The organism is Actinopolyspora alba (assembly GCF_900112765.1).
In the GTDB taxonomy this organism is placed as follows: Bacteria; Actinomycetota; Actinomycetes; order Mycobacteriales; family Pseudonocardiaceae; genus Actinopolyspora; species Actinopolyspora alba.
The window spans coordinates 140,755-158,827 of sequence record NZ_FOMZ01000012.1 but is presented as its reverse complement, the minus strand read 5'-3'; the positions used below and the strand labels follow the sequence as shown (position 1 = coordinate 158,827).

At 66.9% G+C, this 18,073-nt stretch carries 12 protein-coding genes and 1 riboswitch; of the genes, 9 read left to right on the top strand and 3 right to left on the bottom strand.

The genetic code is table 11. The features are described 5' to 3' along the window. Positions 1-127 precede the first annotated feature (127 nt). From BM150_RS18360 to BM150_RS18350, 3 genes are all read left to right on the top strand, one after another. Complete coding sequence (locus tag BM150_RS18360) at positions 128-1,741, top strand: BCCT family transporter (protein WP_092928537.1); 1,614 nt, start codon at positions 128-130, stop codon at positions 1,739-1,741. A gap of 131 nt (positions 1,742-1,872) precedes the next feature. After that, positions 1,873-3,324, top strand: coding sequence for an MFS transporter (locus BM150_RS18355; protein WP_245755590.1), 1,452 nt, complete (start codon positions 1,873-1,875; stop codon positions 3,322-3,324). A gap of 204 nt (positions 3,325-3,528) precedes the next feature. Then, entirely contained in the window at positions 3,529-5,001 is a 1,473-nt protein-coding gene (locus BM150_RS18350) for an AMP-binding protein (protein WP_092928536.1), read from the top strand. Between the two features lie 139 nt (positions 5,002-5,140). On the opposite strand, the gene BM150_RS18345 is transcribed toward BM150_RS18350, so the two are convergent. Further along, positions 5,141-6,784: a beta-N-acetylhexosaminidase gene (locus BM150_RS18345; RefSeq protein WP_092928535.1), complete on the bottom strand. Its 1,644-nt coding sequence runs from the start codon at positions 6,782-6,784 to the stop codon at positions 5,141-5,143. A 186-nt stretch (positions 6,785-6,970) separates the two neighbouring features. Continuing rightward, entirely contained in the window at positions 6,971-8,644 is a 1,674-nt protein-coding gene (locus BM150_RS18340) for a high affinity choline transporter 1 (RefSeq protein WP_092928576.1), read from the bottom strand. A gap of 1,529 nt (positions 8,645-10,173) precedes the next feature. Between BM150_RS18340 and clsA the strand changes: the two genes are divergently transcribed. The 6 genes from clsA (at position 10,174) to BM150_RS18300 (ending at position 16,913) form a co-directional block, all read left to right on the top strand. Beyond that, a complete protein-coding gene (gene clsA / locus BM150_RS18325) occupies positions 10,174-10,848 on the top strand; it encodes a cardiolipin synthase ClsA (protein WP_092928533.1) in 675 nt (224 codons plus the stop codon). Positions 10,849-11,069: 221 nt separating this feature from the next. Beyond that, positions 11,070-11,534 (top strand): glycogen accumulation regulator GarA, encoded by a 465-nt coding sequence (gene garA / locus BM150_RS18320; protein WP_092928532.1) that lies wholly within the window; start codon positions 11,070-11,072, stop codon positions 11,532-11,534. A 347-nt stretch (positions 11,535-11,881) separates the two neighbouring features. Next, complete coding sequence (locus BM150_RS18315; RefSeq protein ID WP_026152307.1) at positions 11,882-12,358, top strand: bifunctional nuclease family protein; 477 nt, start codon at positions 11,882-11,884, stop codon at positions 12,356-12,358. A 309-nt stretch (positions 12,359-12,667) separates the two neighbouring features. After that, positions 12,668-13,234: a MerR family transcriptional regulator gene (locus BM150_RS18310; RefSeq protein ID WP_092928531.1), complete on the top strand. Its 567-nt coding sequence runs from the start codon at positions 12,668-12,670 to the stop codon at positions 13,232-13,234. Positions 13,235-13,380: 146 nt separating this feature from the next. Beyond that, positions 13,381-13,480, top strand: a riboswitch (glycine riboswitch). A 180-nt stretch (positions 13,481-13,660) separates the two neighbouring features. Then, a complete protein-coding gene (gene gcvP, locus BM150_RS18305) occupies positions 13,661-16,555 on the top strand; it encodes an aminomethyl-transferring glycine dehydrogenase (RefSeq protein ID WP_092928530.1) in 2,895 nt (964 codons plus the stop codon). 73 nt (positions 16,556-16,628) lie between these two features. Further along, entirely contained in the window at positions 16,629-16,913 is a 285-nt protein-coding gene (locus BM150_RS18300; protein WP_092928529.1) for a HesB/YadR/YfhF-family protein, read from the top strand. Positions 16,914-16,955: 42 nt separating this feature from the next. On the opposite strand, the gene BM150_RS18295 is transcribed toward BM150_RS18300, so the two are convergent. Further along, the gene (locus BM150_RS18295) at positions 16,956-17,768 is read right to left on the bottom strand and encodes a 3-methyladenine DNA glycosylase (protein WP_245755588.1); all 813 of its coding nucleotides are present in this window, start codon (positions 17,766-17,768) and stop codon (positions 16,956-16,958) included. Positions 17,769-18,073: the final 305 nt, after the last annotated feature.

Genomic DNA, 18,073 nt, shown 5'->3' with positions numbered 1-18,073 from the left:
CGTTCGTGATGCCCGTCGACAACACCGAGCACGTGCCTACGCAGCGACCGGCGCGCGTGATCCTCCGCGCCCGTCGCAGGACTTTGGAGGTGCTTTCGTCATCGCTGCCACAACCGGATCGGTTCGGGTGGACAGACGGGTGTTCTGGTGGTCCCTGCTGCTGGTGGGGGTCATCTGCGTACCGGTGATGATCGCGCCGGAACGTGGTCAGCAAGCGCTGGACGCGGTGCTGGGCCTGCTGACGGGCCAGTTCGGATGGCTGTACCTGTGGTTCGCCGTCGCGGTGTTCGGCTTCCTGGTGTGGCTGGGCTGCAGCCGCTACGGCAAAGTGAAGTTCGGCACCGAGCAGGACAAGCCGGAGTTCTCCACGCTGAGCTGGCTGGCGATGATCTTCACCGCCTCGATCGGCGGCGGCATCATGTACTGGGGGGTCATCGAATGGGCCTACTACTACAACGATCCGCCCATGCAGATGAACTCCGGCAGCGTCGAGGCGGCGCACTGGGCCGCCACCTACCCCATGTTCCACTGGGGTTTCACGGCCTGGGGACTGTTCTGCCTGCCCGCCCTGGCGCTGGCCTACGTCTACCACGTGCGCAAGCAGCGCACTCTGCGGCTCAGTGATGCCTGCCGCGGCGTACTCGGAAGACACGCCGACGGTTGGATCGGCCGCGTCATCGACGTGCTGTTCATCTTCGGTCTCGTGGGTGCGGCGGGCACATCGCTGGGGCTGGAGGTGCCGATGGTCTCCGGCGGACTCGCCGAGATCACACCGCTCCGGCCGGGCATGGTGCTCGACGTCGCGGTGATCGTGGTGTGGACCCTGCTGTTCGGCGTCAGTGTGTTCCTCGGTCTGCAGAAGGGGCTGCGCAGGCTCGCCGACATCAACATCTGGCTGGCCTTCGGGTTGGGCGCCTTCATCCTCGTGATGGGCCCCACCGTTTTCATGATCGACACCTTCACGAACAGTGTCGGCATTCTGCTCCAGAACTTCGTGGAGATGAGCTTCTACACCGATCCGGTCGGCGGTTCCGGGTTCGAGGAGGACTGGACCGTCTTCTACTGGGGCTGGTGGATCTCCTACGCGCCCTTCGTAGGACTGTTCGTGGCCCGGATCTCCAAGGGCCGCACCATCCGGGGGATGATCGCCGGAATGTGCCTCGCGGGCAGTGCCGGATGCTGGATCGCTTTCGCCCTGCTGGGCAACACCGCGATGTTCTACCAGATCGCCGACATCGTGCCGGTCGCCGACATCGTGCGCTCGCAGGGCAACGTCGCGGGCACCATGGCCGCGCTGTCGCAGCTGCCGCTGGGCACGACCGTGCTCGCGGTGTTCGTGCTGCTGGTGGTGCTGTTCCTGGCCACCACGCTGGACTCCTCGGCCTACACCATGGCCGCCGTGTCCTCCCGCGAACTGCCCCGCGGCGCCGATCCCGCCCGCTGGCACCGGGTCTTCTGGGCGGTGGTGCTGGCCGCGGTCTCGATCGCACTGATGTACGCGGGCGGTCTCGAGGCCCTGCAAACACTGTCGATCATCACCGCCTTCCCGCTCATCTTCGTGCTGGCGCTGGTCGCGGAGTCGCTGCGGCGTTGGCTCAGGGCCGATCACGGAGGTGGCGGTGCCGCGGACGTCGCCGTCGCGTCCGACAGCTCTTCCGAGGCCGTTCCGCGGTCCGAATCCCCGGCCACGACGACCGAGGAGCCGCACGAGGATCGCCCCGTGGCAGCGACCAGCGAGTGAGACTCCGCTCCGTCCCGGGATCGGTTCGCCACCGGGGCGGAGCGGTTGGTTTCCCCGAGCTCGTCGGGCGTGCCTCTCCGGGACGTGATGAGCTGGGGCGGTCCGGCCAGCAGGCGATGATGAGGTGGGTAGTGAGTCGAGCCGAGTCCGGGTCGTCCGCTACGACGGAAGCGACCGGGAAGTATCCGCATCGCTGGCGCGTCCTGGCGTTGTGCCTGCTGGCCGGTTTCATGACCCTGCTGGACGTCAGCATCGTCAACGTCGCCCTGCCGTCCATCCAGCAGGGGCTCGACGCGCCATCCGTGGCACTGTCCTGGGTGATCTCCGGCTACGCGCTGACCTTCGGCCTGGTGCTGGTTCCGCTGGGAAAGCTCGGGGACGCCCACGGGCGCGGCAGGATGTTTTCGATCTCGCTCGCGGCTTTCACGGTTGCCAGCGGACTGGCCGGAATCGCCCAGAGCCCCGTCTGGCTCGTCGTGGCCCGATTGTTGCAGGGTGCGGCGGGCGGGATGCTCAATCCGCAGGTGCTCGGGCTCATCCAGCAGCAGTTCCACGGGCGTGAACGAGGTACGGCCTTCGGGCTGTTCGGGGCGGTGGTGGGAATCTCCACCGCGGTGGGGCCGTTGCTGGGTGGTTTGATCATCGAGTTGGCCGGTGCCCAGCACGGCTGGCGCTGGGTGTTCTTCGTCAACCTGCCCATCGGGCTGGCCGCGCTGGTCGTCGCGGCGCGGATCATGCCGCGCGGGGTGGGGGATCGGCGACTCCGCGGCGCCGATGTGCTCGGGGTGTCCCTGCTCGGGGCGGCGCTGGTGTGTCTGCTGCTCCCGCTGGTCGACCAGGAGGGGTTCGCGGGACGTCCGAGTTGGTTGCTGTGGTCCGCGGTGCCGGTGCTGCTGTCGCTGTTCGTCACGTGGGAACACCGGTACTCCCGTCGGGGCGGTTCCCCGCTGGTGGATCTGCGACTGTTCCGCATCAGCAGCTACACTTTCGGCTCCACCCTGGGGATGCTGTACTTCGCCGGTTTCACCAGCATCTTCTTCGTGCTGGCCGTCTATTTCCAGCGCGGGCTCGACTACTCCGCCTTGCAGGCAGGGCTGTCGTTGACTCCGTTCGCCCTCGGTTCGGCGGTCTCCTCCGCTCTCAGCGGTCGTGCCGTGCATCGACTCGGACGCAAGGTCGTCCTGCTCGGACTGACCGGAGCCCTGCTCGGGGTGTTGACCACCGAGATCCTGCTGTCCCGGCATCAGGGCGACGCCGCGGGGCTGGTCACCGCGCTACCGCTGCTGGTCGGAGGTGTGGGCAGCGGTCTGGTGATCTCACCGAACCAAACCGTCACGCTCAGCGAGATCGATGTCACCAGAGGTGGTACAGCCGCCGGGATCCAGCAAACCGGCCAGCGGATCGGCACCGCCATCGGCACCGCCGCCGCCTCAGGTCTGTTCTTCGCCACGTTGCCCCGCGGCTACGACACCGCCATCTCGCACGGTCTGCTCGTCTCGGTCTCGTTCATCGCCGCCGCCATGCTGGTCGGTCTGCTCGAACTCGTCGTCACCCGCCGTCACGGCGAAACATCCGCCGGCTGAAGGTCCCGGAACCGGATCGCCCGTCACGGCGTACGGGAGGGGGCTCCGGGGTCGTGCGGAGTTCTCCGGTTCGACGCGTGGCTTGTGCCACCGGAAGAGATCCTGTGGTATTGACCGGTGATCGCCGAACCGACCACGTTCCCCGGAGGTCGAATCCGGTTGTGTGGCCGGTCGTACCCTAGACGGAGCCTTTCGGGGGCGAGTATGTGTGCTGACCGCACGGCGTTGTTGCCGAAACTGCGCGAACCCGACGAGAGCGAGGCCGTGCGCTTCGGGACGAGGGCACTGAGCTATTCGCACCTCTCCCTGGTCGCGGGCGAGACAGCCGCTCTCGTGGGGCGGGCGAGCCGCGTCGCGGTGTGGGCCGACGCGGCTCCCGAGACCTGCGCGGGGCTGGCGGGGGCGTTGTCCGCCGGAGCCGCTGTCGTTCCGCTCAGCCCCAAGCTGGGCCAGCGGGAGCTGGAACACATCCTCGCCGACAGCCAACCGGAGCTGGTGCTCGGCGCACCCGGATTCGCACCGCCACCGGCCCTGTCCGGACTGCCCGTGCACGAGGTTTCCCTCGAGGTGGCCGGGCGTGCGCTGCCCGAGGAGCCGACCGGGGACTCCGATGCCCTGATCGTCTACACCTCCGGCACCACCGGAATGCCCAAGGGTGTGGTGCTTACCCGGGAGGCGATCCGCAGCAATCTCGACGCGGTGGCGCGGGCCTGGGAATGGACCGACCGTGATGTTCTCGTCCACGCCCTGCCGCTGTTCCACGTGCACGGCCTGATCCTCGGGCTGCTCGGACCACTGCGCGTCGGGGGAAGCCTGCGGCACCTGGTTCGCTTCGACACCGCGCGGGTGGCCGAGGAGCTGTCCGGAGCGGGCACGATGCTGTTCGGCGTCCCCACGATGTACCGGCGACTGGCCGACGACGCGGAACGCGACCCCGGTATCGGGCGGGGGATGGCGCGGGCACGGCTGCTGGTGTCCGGTTCGGCCGCGCTGCCCGCCACCGAGCACCAGCGCATCGCGCGGCTGACCGGTCAGCGGGTGGTGGAGCGCTACGGGATGAGCGAGACCATCATGAACTGCGGAGTACGCTCCTCCGGCGACCGCAGGCCCGGCTACGTGGGAGTTCCGTTCGACGGGGTCGAGCTGATCCTGGTCGATGACGGGGGGAACCGGATCACCGCCTCCGACGACGAGACCGTGGGCGAGATCCTGGTTCGCGGGCCCAACCTGTTCCGGGAGTACCTCAACCGTCCGGAGGACACGCGGGCCGCTTTCACCGACGGATGGTTCCGAACCGGGGACATGGCCACCCGGTCGCCGGACGGCTACGTTCGCATCGTCGGGCGCCGAGCCACCGACATGATCAGTAGCGGTGGTTTCCGGATCGGCGCGGGTGAGATCGAGAACGTGCTGCTGGAGCACGACGCGGTTTCGGAAGTGGCGGTGACCGGCGAGCAGGACCCAGAGTTGGGGCAGCGCATCGTGGCCTGGGTGGTGCCGGGAGGTGCGGAGATCTCCGAGCGGGAACTCGTCGAGCACGTGGCGGGTCTGCTCAGCTTCCACAAGCGCCCCAGGGAGGTGCGTTTCGTTCGGGAACTGCCGCGCAACGAGCTGGGCAAGATCCAGAAGGGCAAGTTGGGGGGCGAGTGGGCCTCCCGACACGTTTTCGCCGGCTGAGTTCCGGTGGCCGTCCGATCGTTCCCGAGGGTGTGCGGTCGGCAGCGATCGGGAGCGATCGGACGGCGAGACCGGCACATCCCGGCGCGGCCGCCGGGATGTGCCGGTGATCAGTTCGCCGTTCGGCGCACGGCGGGGATCACGGCCAGGGAATCTGTTCGGAGCGGTAGAAGTCGATGCCCTGCTCCTCCCAGCGAGGTGCCTGGTCGGCGACCCGCTGCCGGAACGAGGACCAGTCGAGCTTGTCCGAGGAGGACCAGCCCAGTTCCGCGATGGCGGGCATCCGCGGGAAGGCCATGAACTCGATCTCGTCGGAGTTCGTCACCGTCTCGCTCCAGAGCGCGGCCTCCACCCCGGCGATCGAGCTCTCGGGCACCGATTCCATGAAGCTGCCCGGGTTCCAGTCGTAGGCCTCCCGGACAGTGGTGGGGCCTGCCCAGTCCAGGCCGAGCTCGGTGTCCTCGTTGTACTTCTGATCCACGTAGGACTTGTGGGCGGGCGACAACAGGATGTCGTTGCCCCGGGCCGCGGCTTCGGCGACCACCGCGTTGGAGTTCGTGGTGCCCCAGTACTGCACCATGGCCGACTCGGAGGGCTCGGTCTTGGCGTACTCGTGCCAACCGAGCGGTGTCTTGCCGTACTTCTCCACGATCGGCAGCACCTTGGACATGAACTTCCGGTAGTCCTCATCGGTGGTCGCGTGGGCTTCGTCGCCACCGATGTGCAGGTACTCGCCCGGCGTCATCGCGGCGACTTCCCGGATGACGTCGTCGACGAACTCGTAGGTGATGTCCTTGTCGATGCACAGCGAGCTGAAGCCGACCTCGATGCCGGTGTAGAGATCCGGTGCCTTGCCGTCGCAGTTGAGCTCGGCGTAGGACGACAGCGCGGCGTTGGTGTGCCCTGGCATGTCGATCTCCGGGACGATGGTGATGTTGCGCGCCGAGGCGTAGCGCACGATCTCGGCGAACTCGCGTTTGGTGTAGTAGCCACCCTCGCCGCCGCCGACCTCGGTGCTGCCCCCGTGCGTGGTCAGGCGGGGCCAGCTGTCGATCTGGATGCGCCAACCCTGGTCATCGCTCAGGTGCATGTGCAGATAGTTGATCTTGTACTGTGCCAGCTGATCGATGTAGGTCTTGACCTGACCGACCTCGAAGAAGTGCCGCGCCACGTCCAGCATCGCCGAACGACGTTCGAACCGGGGTTTGTCCACGATCTCGCCCGCACGGACCTTCCACGGGCCGTGTCGGGGGAAATCGCTCTCGGCCTTGGCGGGCAGCAGCTGGCGCAGTGTCTGCACGCCGTAGAACAGCCCGTCCGGATCGGTAGCGTGGATCGTGAGCCGATCCCGGTCGATGTCCATCCGGTAACCGGAGTCACCCAGCCTGGCCCGCGAGCCGTCCAGTCGCAGCACGATGTCGTTGCGGCCCGGCTGGTCACGGTTGATCAGGAATCCGTAACCGGTGGAGGGACGTAGCTGTCGTTGCAGGTACTGCGCGACCTCCTCGGCTTCCGGGTTGTCCGCGGGAGTGTGGATGCCGGTGTTCCACCTGATGTGGAACTTCGCGCCCGATTCCTCGCTCACCCGACTGGGCGCGGGGATGACGTCGTGCAGCGAAACGGTGTTGCCCGCCGAAGCCCGCTGGGTGTCCTGTGCGGCCCCGTCCTGCTGGGGACTGGCCACTGCCACTGTTCCGCCCGCCAGCATCGCGCTGGTGGCCAGCGCCAGCGCGGCGGGGAGCGGTCCGCGCCAATTTCGGGGTGCTTCCCGAGTTCGTTTCATCCTGGTCTGTACCTCTCGTCGGAGACGGTTGGATAAGGTATAGACCAAAGTTGCGGGGGAGGCATATAGCCCGTTCGGAGTAGACCTACTACTGCCGTCGCCGTGCCGGTGGACACGTCGGCCCCGCCACAGTCCGCTGTGGCGGGGCCGACGGTTCGCGGTGTGGTCGTCACGAGGCCGTGACGGTCAGACCTCCGCCTTGGCCGCGTCCTTCGGATCCCGCCCGGAATCCGAGTCCTCGGTGAGATCGTTGCCCCACCGCGCCCGTTCCGGAGTGTCGGGCTCCAACGCCGCCATCGGTACCGGTTCGCTCTTGCGTCGGGTGAGCGCGGAGACCACGATGATCGTGAGCAGCGCCGCCACCATCGTCACCGTGCGGAACGGGAACAGCACCGCGCCGTCCTCGTACCAGGGCCAGGGCAGCACCGGGGCCAGGCCGAAGGTGTCCTCGCCCGCGGAGAACCGCAGCAGGACGGCGACGGCGAAACCGGCCGTGGCGCCGATCCGGTTGGCGAACGGTACGAACAGCGCGCACACCAGCAGCGGGAACAACATGACGAAGATCAGGTCACTGGCCAGGTACCACAGGTCGTAGACGCTGTTGGCCTGCAGCGCCATCAGGGTGGCCGCGGCGCCGATGATGACGATCAGCCTGCGGATCACCTTCTGCACCTGCTCCGGACCGGCCTTCGGCCGCACCAGGCGTCGGTAGACGTTCCAGCCGGTCAGCGACGAGGCGGAGAGCACCGAGGAGTCGACGCTGGACATCACCGCTGCCGCCAGGACGCCGAGTCCCAGCGCCGCCGCACCGGTGGGAAGCAGGTATCGCAGCACGTACGGCAGCACCATGGAGGGGTTTTCCAGCGGGGGAGCCCCCTCCGCCTGGAAGTTCGCCGCCGTGGCCACCACACCGATGAGCACCGGCGGAATGGCCGCCAGCACGCACATCACGCTGGCGCCCACCGAGAGCCGGCGCGCGTTCTTCGGGCTGCTGGAGGACAGCACTCGCTGGAAGTAGACCTGCCAGGGGATTCCGCCGAGTACGAGTGCGATTCCGGCGTCCCACCAGTTCCAGTAGGAGTGGCCCCAGGCGGGATCGTCCCAGCCGGTCAACGGCGGGAACAGCGATGCGTAGGACTCGAAGTCGAAGTTCGAGGGGTAGGCAGCCCACGCGTCGCCCAGGCCGCCGACCGCCGAGGCGGCGAACGGCACCGCCACGATCAGACCGATGAAGATGACCACGACCTGCACCACGTCGGTGATGGCCACCGACCACATACCGCCGACCACGGTGTAGGCCACGGCGATCACCGCCGACAGGATGATGGAGACGGTGAAGTCCAGGCCGATGATCGTTCCGAAGGTGGTCCCCAGCGCGGTCAGGATCGCCCCGGTCCAGAAGATCTCACCGAGGATCGCCGGTATCGCGCCGAGTCCGGCTACCTTCTTGCCGAACCGGATGTCGATCGGGTCGAGCATGGTGGTGAACCGGCCACGACGCATCTTCTTGGCGAAGAACAGTCCGCCGATGAGCAGGCTCACCGCGTATCCCCACGGAGCCTGTGCCCAGGCCAGACCGCTGCTGAAGGTGCTTTCGGCGGTACCGCTGATGTAGCCGCCACCGACCCAGGTCGCAGTCATGGTGAACACGCCGATCCAGAGCGGCATGTTGCGTCCCGCGACCATCGTGTCGCCCAGCCCGCCACCGCGTCGGGCGGCCACGAAAGCACCCAGCCAGTAGAACAGCGCGTAGAAAGCCAGCATCGCGATCAGCCCAGGCCACGAAACGTTCGGTTCCGCGAGCGCCACATATGTCAGGGCGAATGCCAGAACGATCACGAAAATGCCGATCTTCACCATCCCTTTTTTGCCCTTGTGGGCGACGGGTGGTCGGGTGCTGTCGTCACCGTTCGTGCGTGTTTCGGCAGGCACGTTCTTCCCTTCCGTGTCGCTGTCAGAACGGTTCGAGACCATAGCCAGAAACAGCGTGGATGTACAGATGTACTAGTTACGTCGAGGTAACGAATCCTCGTCGGCGCGGTTGGCTGTTTTCCGGTCGGTGCTCTTGTCGACGAGCGGTTATTGGCCCCGAATCAGCAGGTCACGGGGCATTTTATTGGTACCGTGGCTCCGCGGGTGATGTTGCCTGCGGCGCGAGAAGGTCTCGCCGGGTCGTGTTTTCGAGTGTTGTTCGACTCACGGTGCGATGAGATCCGAGACACAGATCGCCGTTGATCCCGAGCTTCGCTTTCGGTCGACGTGCGGGGTTTCGTCCGCGCTTCGATTTCCACGCATGGTGTCATTTCGATTACTGAGTGTTTTTTGATTTTTCGCGTCGCGGAGACGCTCGATCGATCCGGCTCGGAGGGGATCGTTCGTCGGGATCCGGCGGGTTCGGTTCGAATTCTTTCCGTGGTATTTCGAGGGCTCGTTTCCCGGGTGACCACCGAGTCACTGAGGTGGTTCCGACGTGGGGGAACGGCCCGCGGGCCCTCGGAACCGCTCGCCGTGTCCTCGGCTGCGCCGAGCGGTGGTCCGGAGTGCTCGGCCGTCCCGTGCGACGGATCGTCGTGCGGGGCGGCACGGTCGGCTCGGCGCTCCGCGAGGACCGTCCGGCGCAACGATGAGTGTGTGCCGCGACACATTCGTGAGTGGCGCGCACAATCGGACTCGAAACCCAGGAGGCTAACGTTGGAGACGGTCAGGACGACGGTTCTGGCGGAGGTACTACGACAGATGCGCAGCGATACGTCATCCAAATCGGAGTCCGTTCCCGACGCGGCGGGATGTGGGGGTGGCGGGCTCCCCACCACCCCCTGCAGCGTGGTTTGGAGCGGTGGTCACCCCTTCGTTCTCGAGGGAAGCGGCGGGAGGTCGCGCTGGGTCGGCGTCGACGACCGGGGGAGACCTCGGTTTCTCAGCGACGCCGAACTCAACCGCAGAGGTTGGTCGCTTCCCGTGCACTGACCAGGCCATTCATCATCGCGACTGCCGCTGGTCGGGCTCGCCGGCCGATCAGAAGCGTTCGTGGTCGGGCACGCCACGTCGGGCGTCGCCGGTTCGGCACGTGCCGCCGGATGATGTTGATCGGTGCCCCACCGGAGGTGGCGAAGTACACCGACGAACGCGGTTGGCCCGCGGAGTGCTCGAACATCGTGCTCCGGCGCGCTGTCCGCGACGCCGCTCGGCACGCGGCGCGAGCCGCATCGGAATCTCCGCCGCCCGCGGGAGCACGCCGAACTGGTGCCGTCATCGGGTGAGGGGGACATATGGCACCCTGAACCAACAGGCACGATGACACGTCCGGCGTTGCCACGAGTGGACGTGTCACGGATCGCGGGCCACCTCGTGCTGGCGAGTGGACCGGCCCGCTCGCAGGGGAGGGTCTCGTGGTGCAAGACGCCGATGGCGCCACTACGGGATCGGCGCGGAACTCCGGCGGTCAACCTTCGGAGCAGGGCATCGACCGCATCAGAGAAGTCGCCGCCGGCGTATGGAGTGATCCGTGGTGGACGGTTCCCAACGCGCTGAGCCTGCTGCGGCTCGCCGGGGTTCCGGTGTTCCTGTGGTTGCTTCTCGGGCCGCAGTGGGATCTGTTCGCGTTGTTGGTGCTGGTCTTCAGCGGTGTCACCGATTGGCTGGACGGGAAACTCGCTCGCTGGCTGGATCAGTACAGCCGGGTTGGGCAGTTGTTGGATCCGGCTGCCGATCGGCTCTACATCGTGGCGACACTGGTCGCCTTCGTGATTCGTGGAGTCGTGCCCTGGTGGGCCGCTTTCGCGCTCATCGCGCGCGACCTGTTGCTGACCCTGTGCCTGCCGGTGTTGCGGTACCACGGTTTCGAACCGCCGGACGTGCACTATCTGGGCAAGGCGGCAACGTTCTGCCTGATGTACGCGTTCCCGCTGTTGCTGCTGGTGCAGGGGGACTTCGCGTTCGACTGGATCGCCCGTCCGTTCGCCTATGCCTTCACCGGATGGGGAGCGGCTCTTTACCTGTGGGCGGGCCTGCTCTATCTCGGTCAGGTGTTCGGAGCCGTCCGCCTCGCCCGTGCGCGTGGTTGAACGGCATCGCTCCGATGCGCCGGTGCTGTTCGGCCCGGTGCCGTGTTCGGCACGGGCGATCAACCGTTGAACTAATGTGATCTTCACTGCGATGATCCGGGGAACGCCCGGTTGGCAACCTGCCGAATCGGTTCGAATATCGGGACTCGCCGTCCGACGCCGTGTACGGCGCGGTACGTTGGGTGGTACTGGCACGATCCATCCGCAGGAGGAGAGCTCAGGTGAGCACCAACGACGGGCCCGGCGACGTATCGCCGGAGCAGTCATCGGAGACCACCTCGGTCTTCAAGCCCTTCCTCTCCGAGCAGGAGAACGCAGAGAGTGCGCCTGCAGAGTCCACCGCGTCCGGTGTGGACGCGCTGCCCGCCGGATCCGCTCTCCTGGTGGTCAAGCGCGGCCCCAACGCGGGCTCGCGATTCCTGCTCGACCGGGAGACGACCAGCTCCGGTCGGCACCCCGACAGCGACATTTTCCTGGACGACGTGACCGTCTCACGCAGGCATGCCGAGTTCCGTCGGGAAGGCGCGGAGTACGTCGTCGTCGACGTGGGAAGCCTCAACGGAACCTACGTCAATCGCGAACCCGTGGACACCTCGGTGTTGGCGAACGGTGACGAGGTCCAGATCGGCAAGTTCCGTCTGGTGTTCCTGACCGGTCCGGCGGAAGGGACGCAGGGCGACCGGTAACGAGCGGGCGGTGCCGTGTTCGGTGGCATCCGGGGTGCCATCGTTCGGCGAGAACAAGGTACTCCGATACGGCCGCCGAATCCGCGAGCCACGCTCGCTCGTGGATCTTTGGGAGCAGCCGAACCGGGTCCCGTCCGATGGGATCGCCCCGCTGTGGGACATGCCCGATCACCCCGGTGGTCGGGGTACGGTGTATACGTCCCATCGGGTGATCCACGGGACGAGGGAAGCGGTCGGCGCCTGTGTGGGCGGCGTCTTCGCCGTATCGCGGGTAGCGTCGAAGGCGTCGGTGCGCGATCCTCGAAGGAGATGTCACGCTTCGGCGCGCTGGAGGAGGCGATTTGACGATGAGCAGCGAGATGCGCGTCGTCGGCGTGCGAGTGGAACTGCCGGCCAACCAGCCGATCCTGCTGTTGCGCGAGACCGACGGCGAGCGGTATCTGCCGATCTGGATAGGTTCGGTCGAGGCTACCGCGATCGCCCTGGAGCAACAGGGAGTGCGTCCGGCGCGGCCGCTCACTCACGATCTGCTCAAGGACGTGGTCGGTGCGCTCGGGCGGGAGCTGGAACAAGTAAGGGTGACCGACCTCCAGGAAGGGACCTTCTACGCGGAGCTCGTCTTCGACGGCGATGTGCGGGTCTCGGCAAGGCCGAGTGATTCGGTGGCGCTGGCACTGCGCACCGGTGTTCCGATCCACGCCGAGCAGTCCGTGCTCGACGAGGCGGGGCTGCTGATTCCCGACGAGCAGGAGGACGAGGTCGAGAAGTTCAAGGAGTTCCTGGACTCGGTTTCGCCGGAGGATTTCCGCGGCGCCGACACCTGAGGTGCTCCAGCCGCGGTTGTGCTGTTCGCGCGACGGGGCGCGGGGAACGTCTCGAACGTGTTCAAGGGGGTCGAGGCGTCTCCCCCACCGGTGCGGAGCACGACGTGGTGCGCGAAGTGTGGGACTTCCGGTGCGGTGCTCCGCGCGTCGTGTTGACCGCCGTTTTCGGCGGGCATACTGTTGAATGACACGGTGGACGTGCGCGCGGTGATCGAGCGAATGGGGGCGTGACGAGATCGGATTCGGACATGTCGACGACTGCGGTTCCGGATCCGATGGCCGCCGTGGGTCGGCCGAGGGGAGGCGTGCGTGGTCGAAAACGCATCACGGCTGGATACGAACGTAGAACAAGCCGAGTTGTTCCCGGACGCGGCGCTTCCGGACGAGCTGGTCGGTTATCGAGGACGTGCGGCCTGTCAGATTGCCGGTATCACCTACCGACAGTTGGACTACTGGGCCCGTACCGAGCTGGTCGAGCCCTCGATCAGGCTCGCGGAGGGGTCGGGTTCGCAGCGGCTCTACTCGTTCAAGGACATGTTGGTTCTCAAGGTGGTGAAACGTCTGCTGGACGCGGGCGTATCACTGCACAACATCCGCATCGCCGTGGACCACTTGCGTGGTCGCGGGGTGCGTGATCTCGCCGGCGTCACTCTGTTCAGTGATGGGACAACCGTCTACGAGTGCACCTCGGCGGAGGACGTGGTGGATCTGTTACGTGGTGGTCAGGGAGTTTTCGGGATCGCCGTCAGCGGAGCGATGCGCGAGATAACCGGCACGATCCACGATTTCCCGGCCGAACGCGCCGACGGGAGTGGTGTCCGGACACCGGACGAGGACGAGCTCTCCCGCAAGCGTCGTGACCGACAGACCGGGTGACCGGCAGGGTTTCACCGACCGGATTCCCTCGAGCGGACTCCGTGGTGAGTGGGGTGGCGCCGAGTTTCGGTGTCCCACTCGGTGGGTGTGCGCCTTTCCACACACTCCCTGGACGGTGCGATATGAGGTACGCTCACACCTGTCGCCGACCCCGTACGGGAGAGACCGTGCCGAGTACTCGGTACGGCGCCGAAGGAGCAACCCCTCCCCGACAACCTCTCAGGCTATTGGGACCGTACGGGCGAGATACCTCTGGAAAGAGGGATTCGCCACAGCGTCGTGGTGACCCCGCCGACGGTGCAAGCCCGCCATACCGGGCGAAGCTCTCAGGCGCCCGCGTCGCGGGCATTGACAGAGGGGGAGGTCAGCAACTCAGCCGAGTGCTGTCTGCCCTGTCCGAGATGCCCGACGATTGAGGTTTTGGCGATGACCGACGAGCGTATACCGTTGGCCGCTCTCGAACACGGAACCCCGTTCGCCGACCGCCACGTTGGTCCCATGCCGGCTGAGCTGGCTCGGATGCTCGATGTGATCGGTGTCGGTTCCCTCGAAGAGCTCGGCGAACAAGCCGTCCCGGCGGGACTCCGGGAACGCGACATGCGGATGGCGTTGCCGGAACCGGCCACCGAGGCCGAGTCCCTGGACGAGCTGCGCGAGCTCGCGGACCGCAACAACCCCCACGTGGAGATGATCGGCCTCGGCTATCACCCCACCATCACTCCGCCGGTGATCCGACGCAATGTGCTGGAGAACCCGGCCTGGTACACCGCATACACGCCGTACCAGCCCGAGATATCCCAGGGCCGGCTGGAAGCCCTGCTGAACTTCCAGACGATGGTCGCCGACCTCACCGGCGTCCCGGTGTCCAACGCCTCGATGCTGGACGAGTCGACGGCGGCAGCGGAGGGAATGACCCTGGTGCGCCGCGCGGGGCGGTCCAAGTCCCCGCGGTTCGTCGTCGACACCGATGCGTTGCCCCAGACCATCTCGGTCGTCGAGACCCGCGCGGAACCGCTCGGCATCGAGATCGTCCGTGCCGACCTCTCGCGGGGTGCGGCCGGGCTGCCCGAAGGGGAGTTCTTCGGTGCGCTGCTGGCGTACCCGGGGGCCTCCGGCGCCGTCCGCGATCACGAGGAAGTCATTTCCGAGGTGCACCGCCGCGGTGGCATGGCTGTGGTCTCGGCCGACCTGCTTGCGTTGACCATGCTGCGCGCCCCCGGTGAGATCGGCGCCGACGTCGTGGTCGGAACCAGCCAGCGCTTCGGCGTTCCGATGGGCTTCGGCGGTCCCCACGCGGGCTACATGGCCGTGCGCAAGGGCGTGGAGCGTCAGCTTCCCGGCCGACTGGTCGGAGTCAGCGTGGACGCCGACGGCAACCAGGCCTACCGGCTCGCGCTGCAGACCAGGGAACAGCACATCCGCCGTGAAAAGGCCACCAGCAACATCTGCACCGCCCAGGTACTGCTGGCCGTTGTCGCCTCGATGTACGGCGTCTACCACGGTCCCGAAGGGCTGCGCGCCATCGCCACCCGCACGCACCGCATGGCCACCGTGCTGGCCGAACAGTTGCGTCGCGGCGGCGTGGAGGTCTGCCACGAGGACTTCTTCGACACCGTGCTCACCCGCGTTCCCGGCCGGGCCGACGAGATCGTCGCCGCGGCACGACGCAACGGTGTCAACCTGCGCAGGGTCGATGCCGACCACGTCGGTATCAGCTGCGACGAGACCACCACCAGGCAGCGGTTGACCTCGGTCTGGGAGGCATTCGGGCTGTCCGGCGACGACCTCACCCCGGTGGACGAGCTGGACACCCTCGTGTCGGACGCGCTGCCTGCCGAGCTGCGTCGGACCACCGAGTACATGACCCACCCGGTATTCCACCGGCACCGCTCGGAGACGGCGCTGCTGCGGTACCTGCGCGGGCTCTCCGACTCCGATGTCGCACTGGACCGGAGCATGATTCCGCTCGGCTCCTGCACCATGAAGCTCAACGCGACGGCCGAGATGGAACCGATCACCTGGCCCGCGTTCGCCGAGCTGCACCCGTTCGCTCCCGCCGAGGACGCGGCTGGGATGTTGCGCGTCGTCGAGGACCTGCAGAACTGGCTGGCCGAGATCACCGGTTACGACTCGGTGAGCCTGCAGCCCAACGCGGGCAGCCAGGGTGAGTTCGCCGGGCTGCTGGCCATTCGCGCCTACCACCGCCAACGTGGTCAGCAACAGCGCGAGGTGTGCCTGATCCCGGCCAGCGCCCACGGCACCAACGCTGCCAGCGCGGTCATGGCTGGGCTGCGCGTCGTCGTCGTGCGCTGCGACGACGCGGGCAACATCGAGATGGATCATCTGCGCGAGCTGGTGGACAAGCACCAGGACGAGCTCGCCGCCATCATGATCACCTACCCCTCGACGCACGGGGTCTACGAGAACACGGTCCAGGACGTCTGCGGCCTGGTGCACGACGCGGGCGGTCAGGTCTACGTCGACGGCGCCAACCTCAACGCGCTGATCGGGTTGGCCCGGATGGGCAAGTTCGGTGCCGATGTCTCCCACCTGAACCTGCACAAGACCTTCTGCATCCCGCACGGGGGTGGTGGTCCCGGTGTCGGCCCCATCGGGGTGCGCGAACACCTTTCGCCGTTCCTGCCGAACCACCCGTTGCAGCCGCAGGCGGGTCCCGAGACCGGTGTCGGCCCCATCAGCTCCGCCCCGTGGGGCAGCGCCTCGATCCTGCCCATCTCCTGGGCATACGTGCGCATGATGGGTTCCGACGGGTTGCGCCGCGCCACCCTGACGGCGGTCGCCTCGGCCAACTACGTGGCCAAGCGACTCCACGACCACTTCCCGGTCCTCTACACCGGAGGCGGCGGGCTGGTCGCGCACGAGTGCATCCTCGACCTGCGTGACGTCACGGGACGGGCCGGACTCTCCGTCGACGACGTGGCCAAGCGGCTCGCCGACTACGGGCTGCACGCGCCGACGATGTCGTTCCCCGTCGCCGGCACGCTCATGGTGGAACCCACCGAGAGCGAGAACCTGGCGGAACTGGATCGCTTCTGCGACGCGATGATCGCGATCCGCGCCGAGATCGACAAGGTCGCGGCCGGGACTTGGTCCGCCGAGGACAACCCGCTGGTCAATGCTCCGCACACCGCCGCTTCGCTGGCGGGGGAGTGGGAGCACTCCTACAGCCGGTGGGATGCCGTGTACCCGATGGGCGCTCCGGAGAACAAGATCTGGCCCCCGGTGCGGCGGATCGACCAGGCGCGCGGGGACCGCAACCTGGTCTGCTCCTGCCCGCCCCTCTCGGCTTACGAGGGGTAATCGAGCGTTCCACGACCTCGTCTAATACCGTGGGCTCTTTACGTGACCGACTCCGAGAGGGGTATAGGAGCAGATGCTCACCATCAGCGAGAACGCGGCCGAGGTCATCAAGCTGATCTTGGTCGGTGGCGAGTCCCCGGAAGGGGCCGGTCTGCGTATCAGCTCGTCCGAGGGAGAGGCCTCGGCGGAGAGCCTGGAAGCGGCCGTCGCCAACGCCCCGGAGGACAGTGACCAGATTGTCGAGCAGTCCGGTGTGCGGGTCTTCCTGGACGAACAGGCCGCCACGGTGCTCGGCGACAAGACGCTGGACGCCGAGCGGGACGACAACGGGGAACTCGGTCTGACGGTCAGCGAGTGATCCGAGCGCAGTGATGCTGACGTGGGGTGGCCGCCGTCGCGGTCACCCCACGTGCTCTTCCAGCAGCTGCCGACACGTTTCGAGCAGCCGTTGCCGCAGCACGCCCGCTCGTTCGGCGAACGCCCGCTGGTAGCGGACGTACTCCGCACGGCCCGCGGCGGTTTCGATCTCGACGGGGGAGTAGCCCAGTTCGCCGAGATCGTAGGGACTGGCGCGCATGTCCAGCTCGCGGATCTCGGCGGCGAGCTCGAAGGCGTCGGCCGTCAGCTCGGCGGGCACGAACGGATCGAGCTTGTAGCACCACTTGAAGATGTCCATGTTGTTGTGCAGACAGCCCGGCTGTTCGAGGTTCACCCGGTCCTGCTGGGTGGGCTGCAACGTGTTGCGCGGCCGGGCGGCCGTGCTGAAGAATCGGAACGCGTCGTAGTGGCTGCACTGGATGCGCATCGACTCCACGACTTCGTTCGTGCCCTGAACGCCCAGGCGCAGCGGCCATTCCGAGTGCCGCAGCTCGTCCTGGGCGAGTCGGTAGACCATGGCCCACTCGTGCAGCCCGAAGCATCCCAGCTGTGCCGGTCGTGATTCCGTGGCACTCAGCAGGCGGTGCACGAAATCGGCGGTGTCGAGCAGCCGCGGGGTCAGCGCTTCGGGGGACACCATCACGCCGTCCGGCGTCTCGGTGTAGCCGCTTCGGTCGAGGAACTTCGCACCGCCCTCCAGCACCACGCCGAAACCCGGTTGCCAGCGCTCCAGCCTCGACGGGCGCTGGGTGTAGTAGGTGAAGAGGAAGTCCATCACCGGGTGCTTCTCGCCGCGCCGCTGCCGTTCGCGGTGTGGTTCGGTGTATAACTTCATGCGCTCCTGAAACGTGCGTTCACGTTCCTGCCACTCCTCTTGGGTGAGGACAACCACCGCCCTGCTCCCTCCTTGAAGTCAGCACGATGTCAGCACGGTGTCGGCGCGTGCTGACTAGCCTTTGATTGCGGCCTGCATGGTTTGCCTCATGTGCTCCGGTGCATTCTCCATCAGACGCCCGTAGATGTCGGCCGTAACGTGGATCGATCTGTGCCCGAGAGCCACCGGGAGACTTCGTGTAGCGAGACACCGTCAGAGAGTGCGGTCGACGCGAACCAGTGTCGCAAGGCGTGCGAATTTTACGG

Coding starts and splice junctions, on each gene's coding strand:
- BM150_RS18350 (WP_092928536.1), top strand. CDS start 3,529: ATGTGTGCTGACCGCACGGCGTTGTTGCCGAAACTGCGCGAACCCGAC.
- BM150_RS18345 (WP_092928535.1), bottom strand. CDS start 6,784: ATGAAACGAACTCGGGAAGCACCCCGAAATTGGCGCGGACCGCTCCCC.
- BM150_RS18340 (WP_092928576.1), bottom strand. CDS start 8,644: ATGGTGAAGATCGGCATTTTCGTGATCGTTCTGGCATTCGCCCTGACA.
- BM150_RS18315 (WP_026152307.1), top strand. CDS start 11,882: ATGAGCAGCGAGATGCGCGTCGTCGGCGTGCGAGTGGAACTGCCGGCC.
- gcvP (WP_092928530.1), top strand. CDS start 13,661: ATGACCGACGAGCGTATACCGTTGGCCGCTCTCGAACACGGAACCCCG.
- BM150_RS18300 (WP_092928529.1), top strand. CDS start 16,629: ATGCTCACCATCAGCGAGAACGCGGCCGAGGTCATCAAGCTGATCTTG.
- BM150_RS18295 (WP_245755588.1), bottom strand. CDS start 17,768: ATGAAGTTATACACCGAACCACACCGCGAACGGCAGCGGCGCGGCGAG.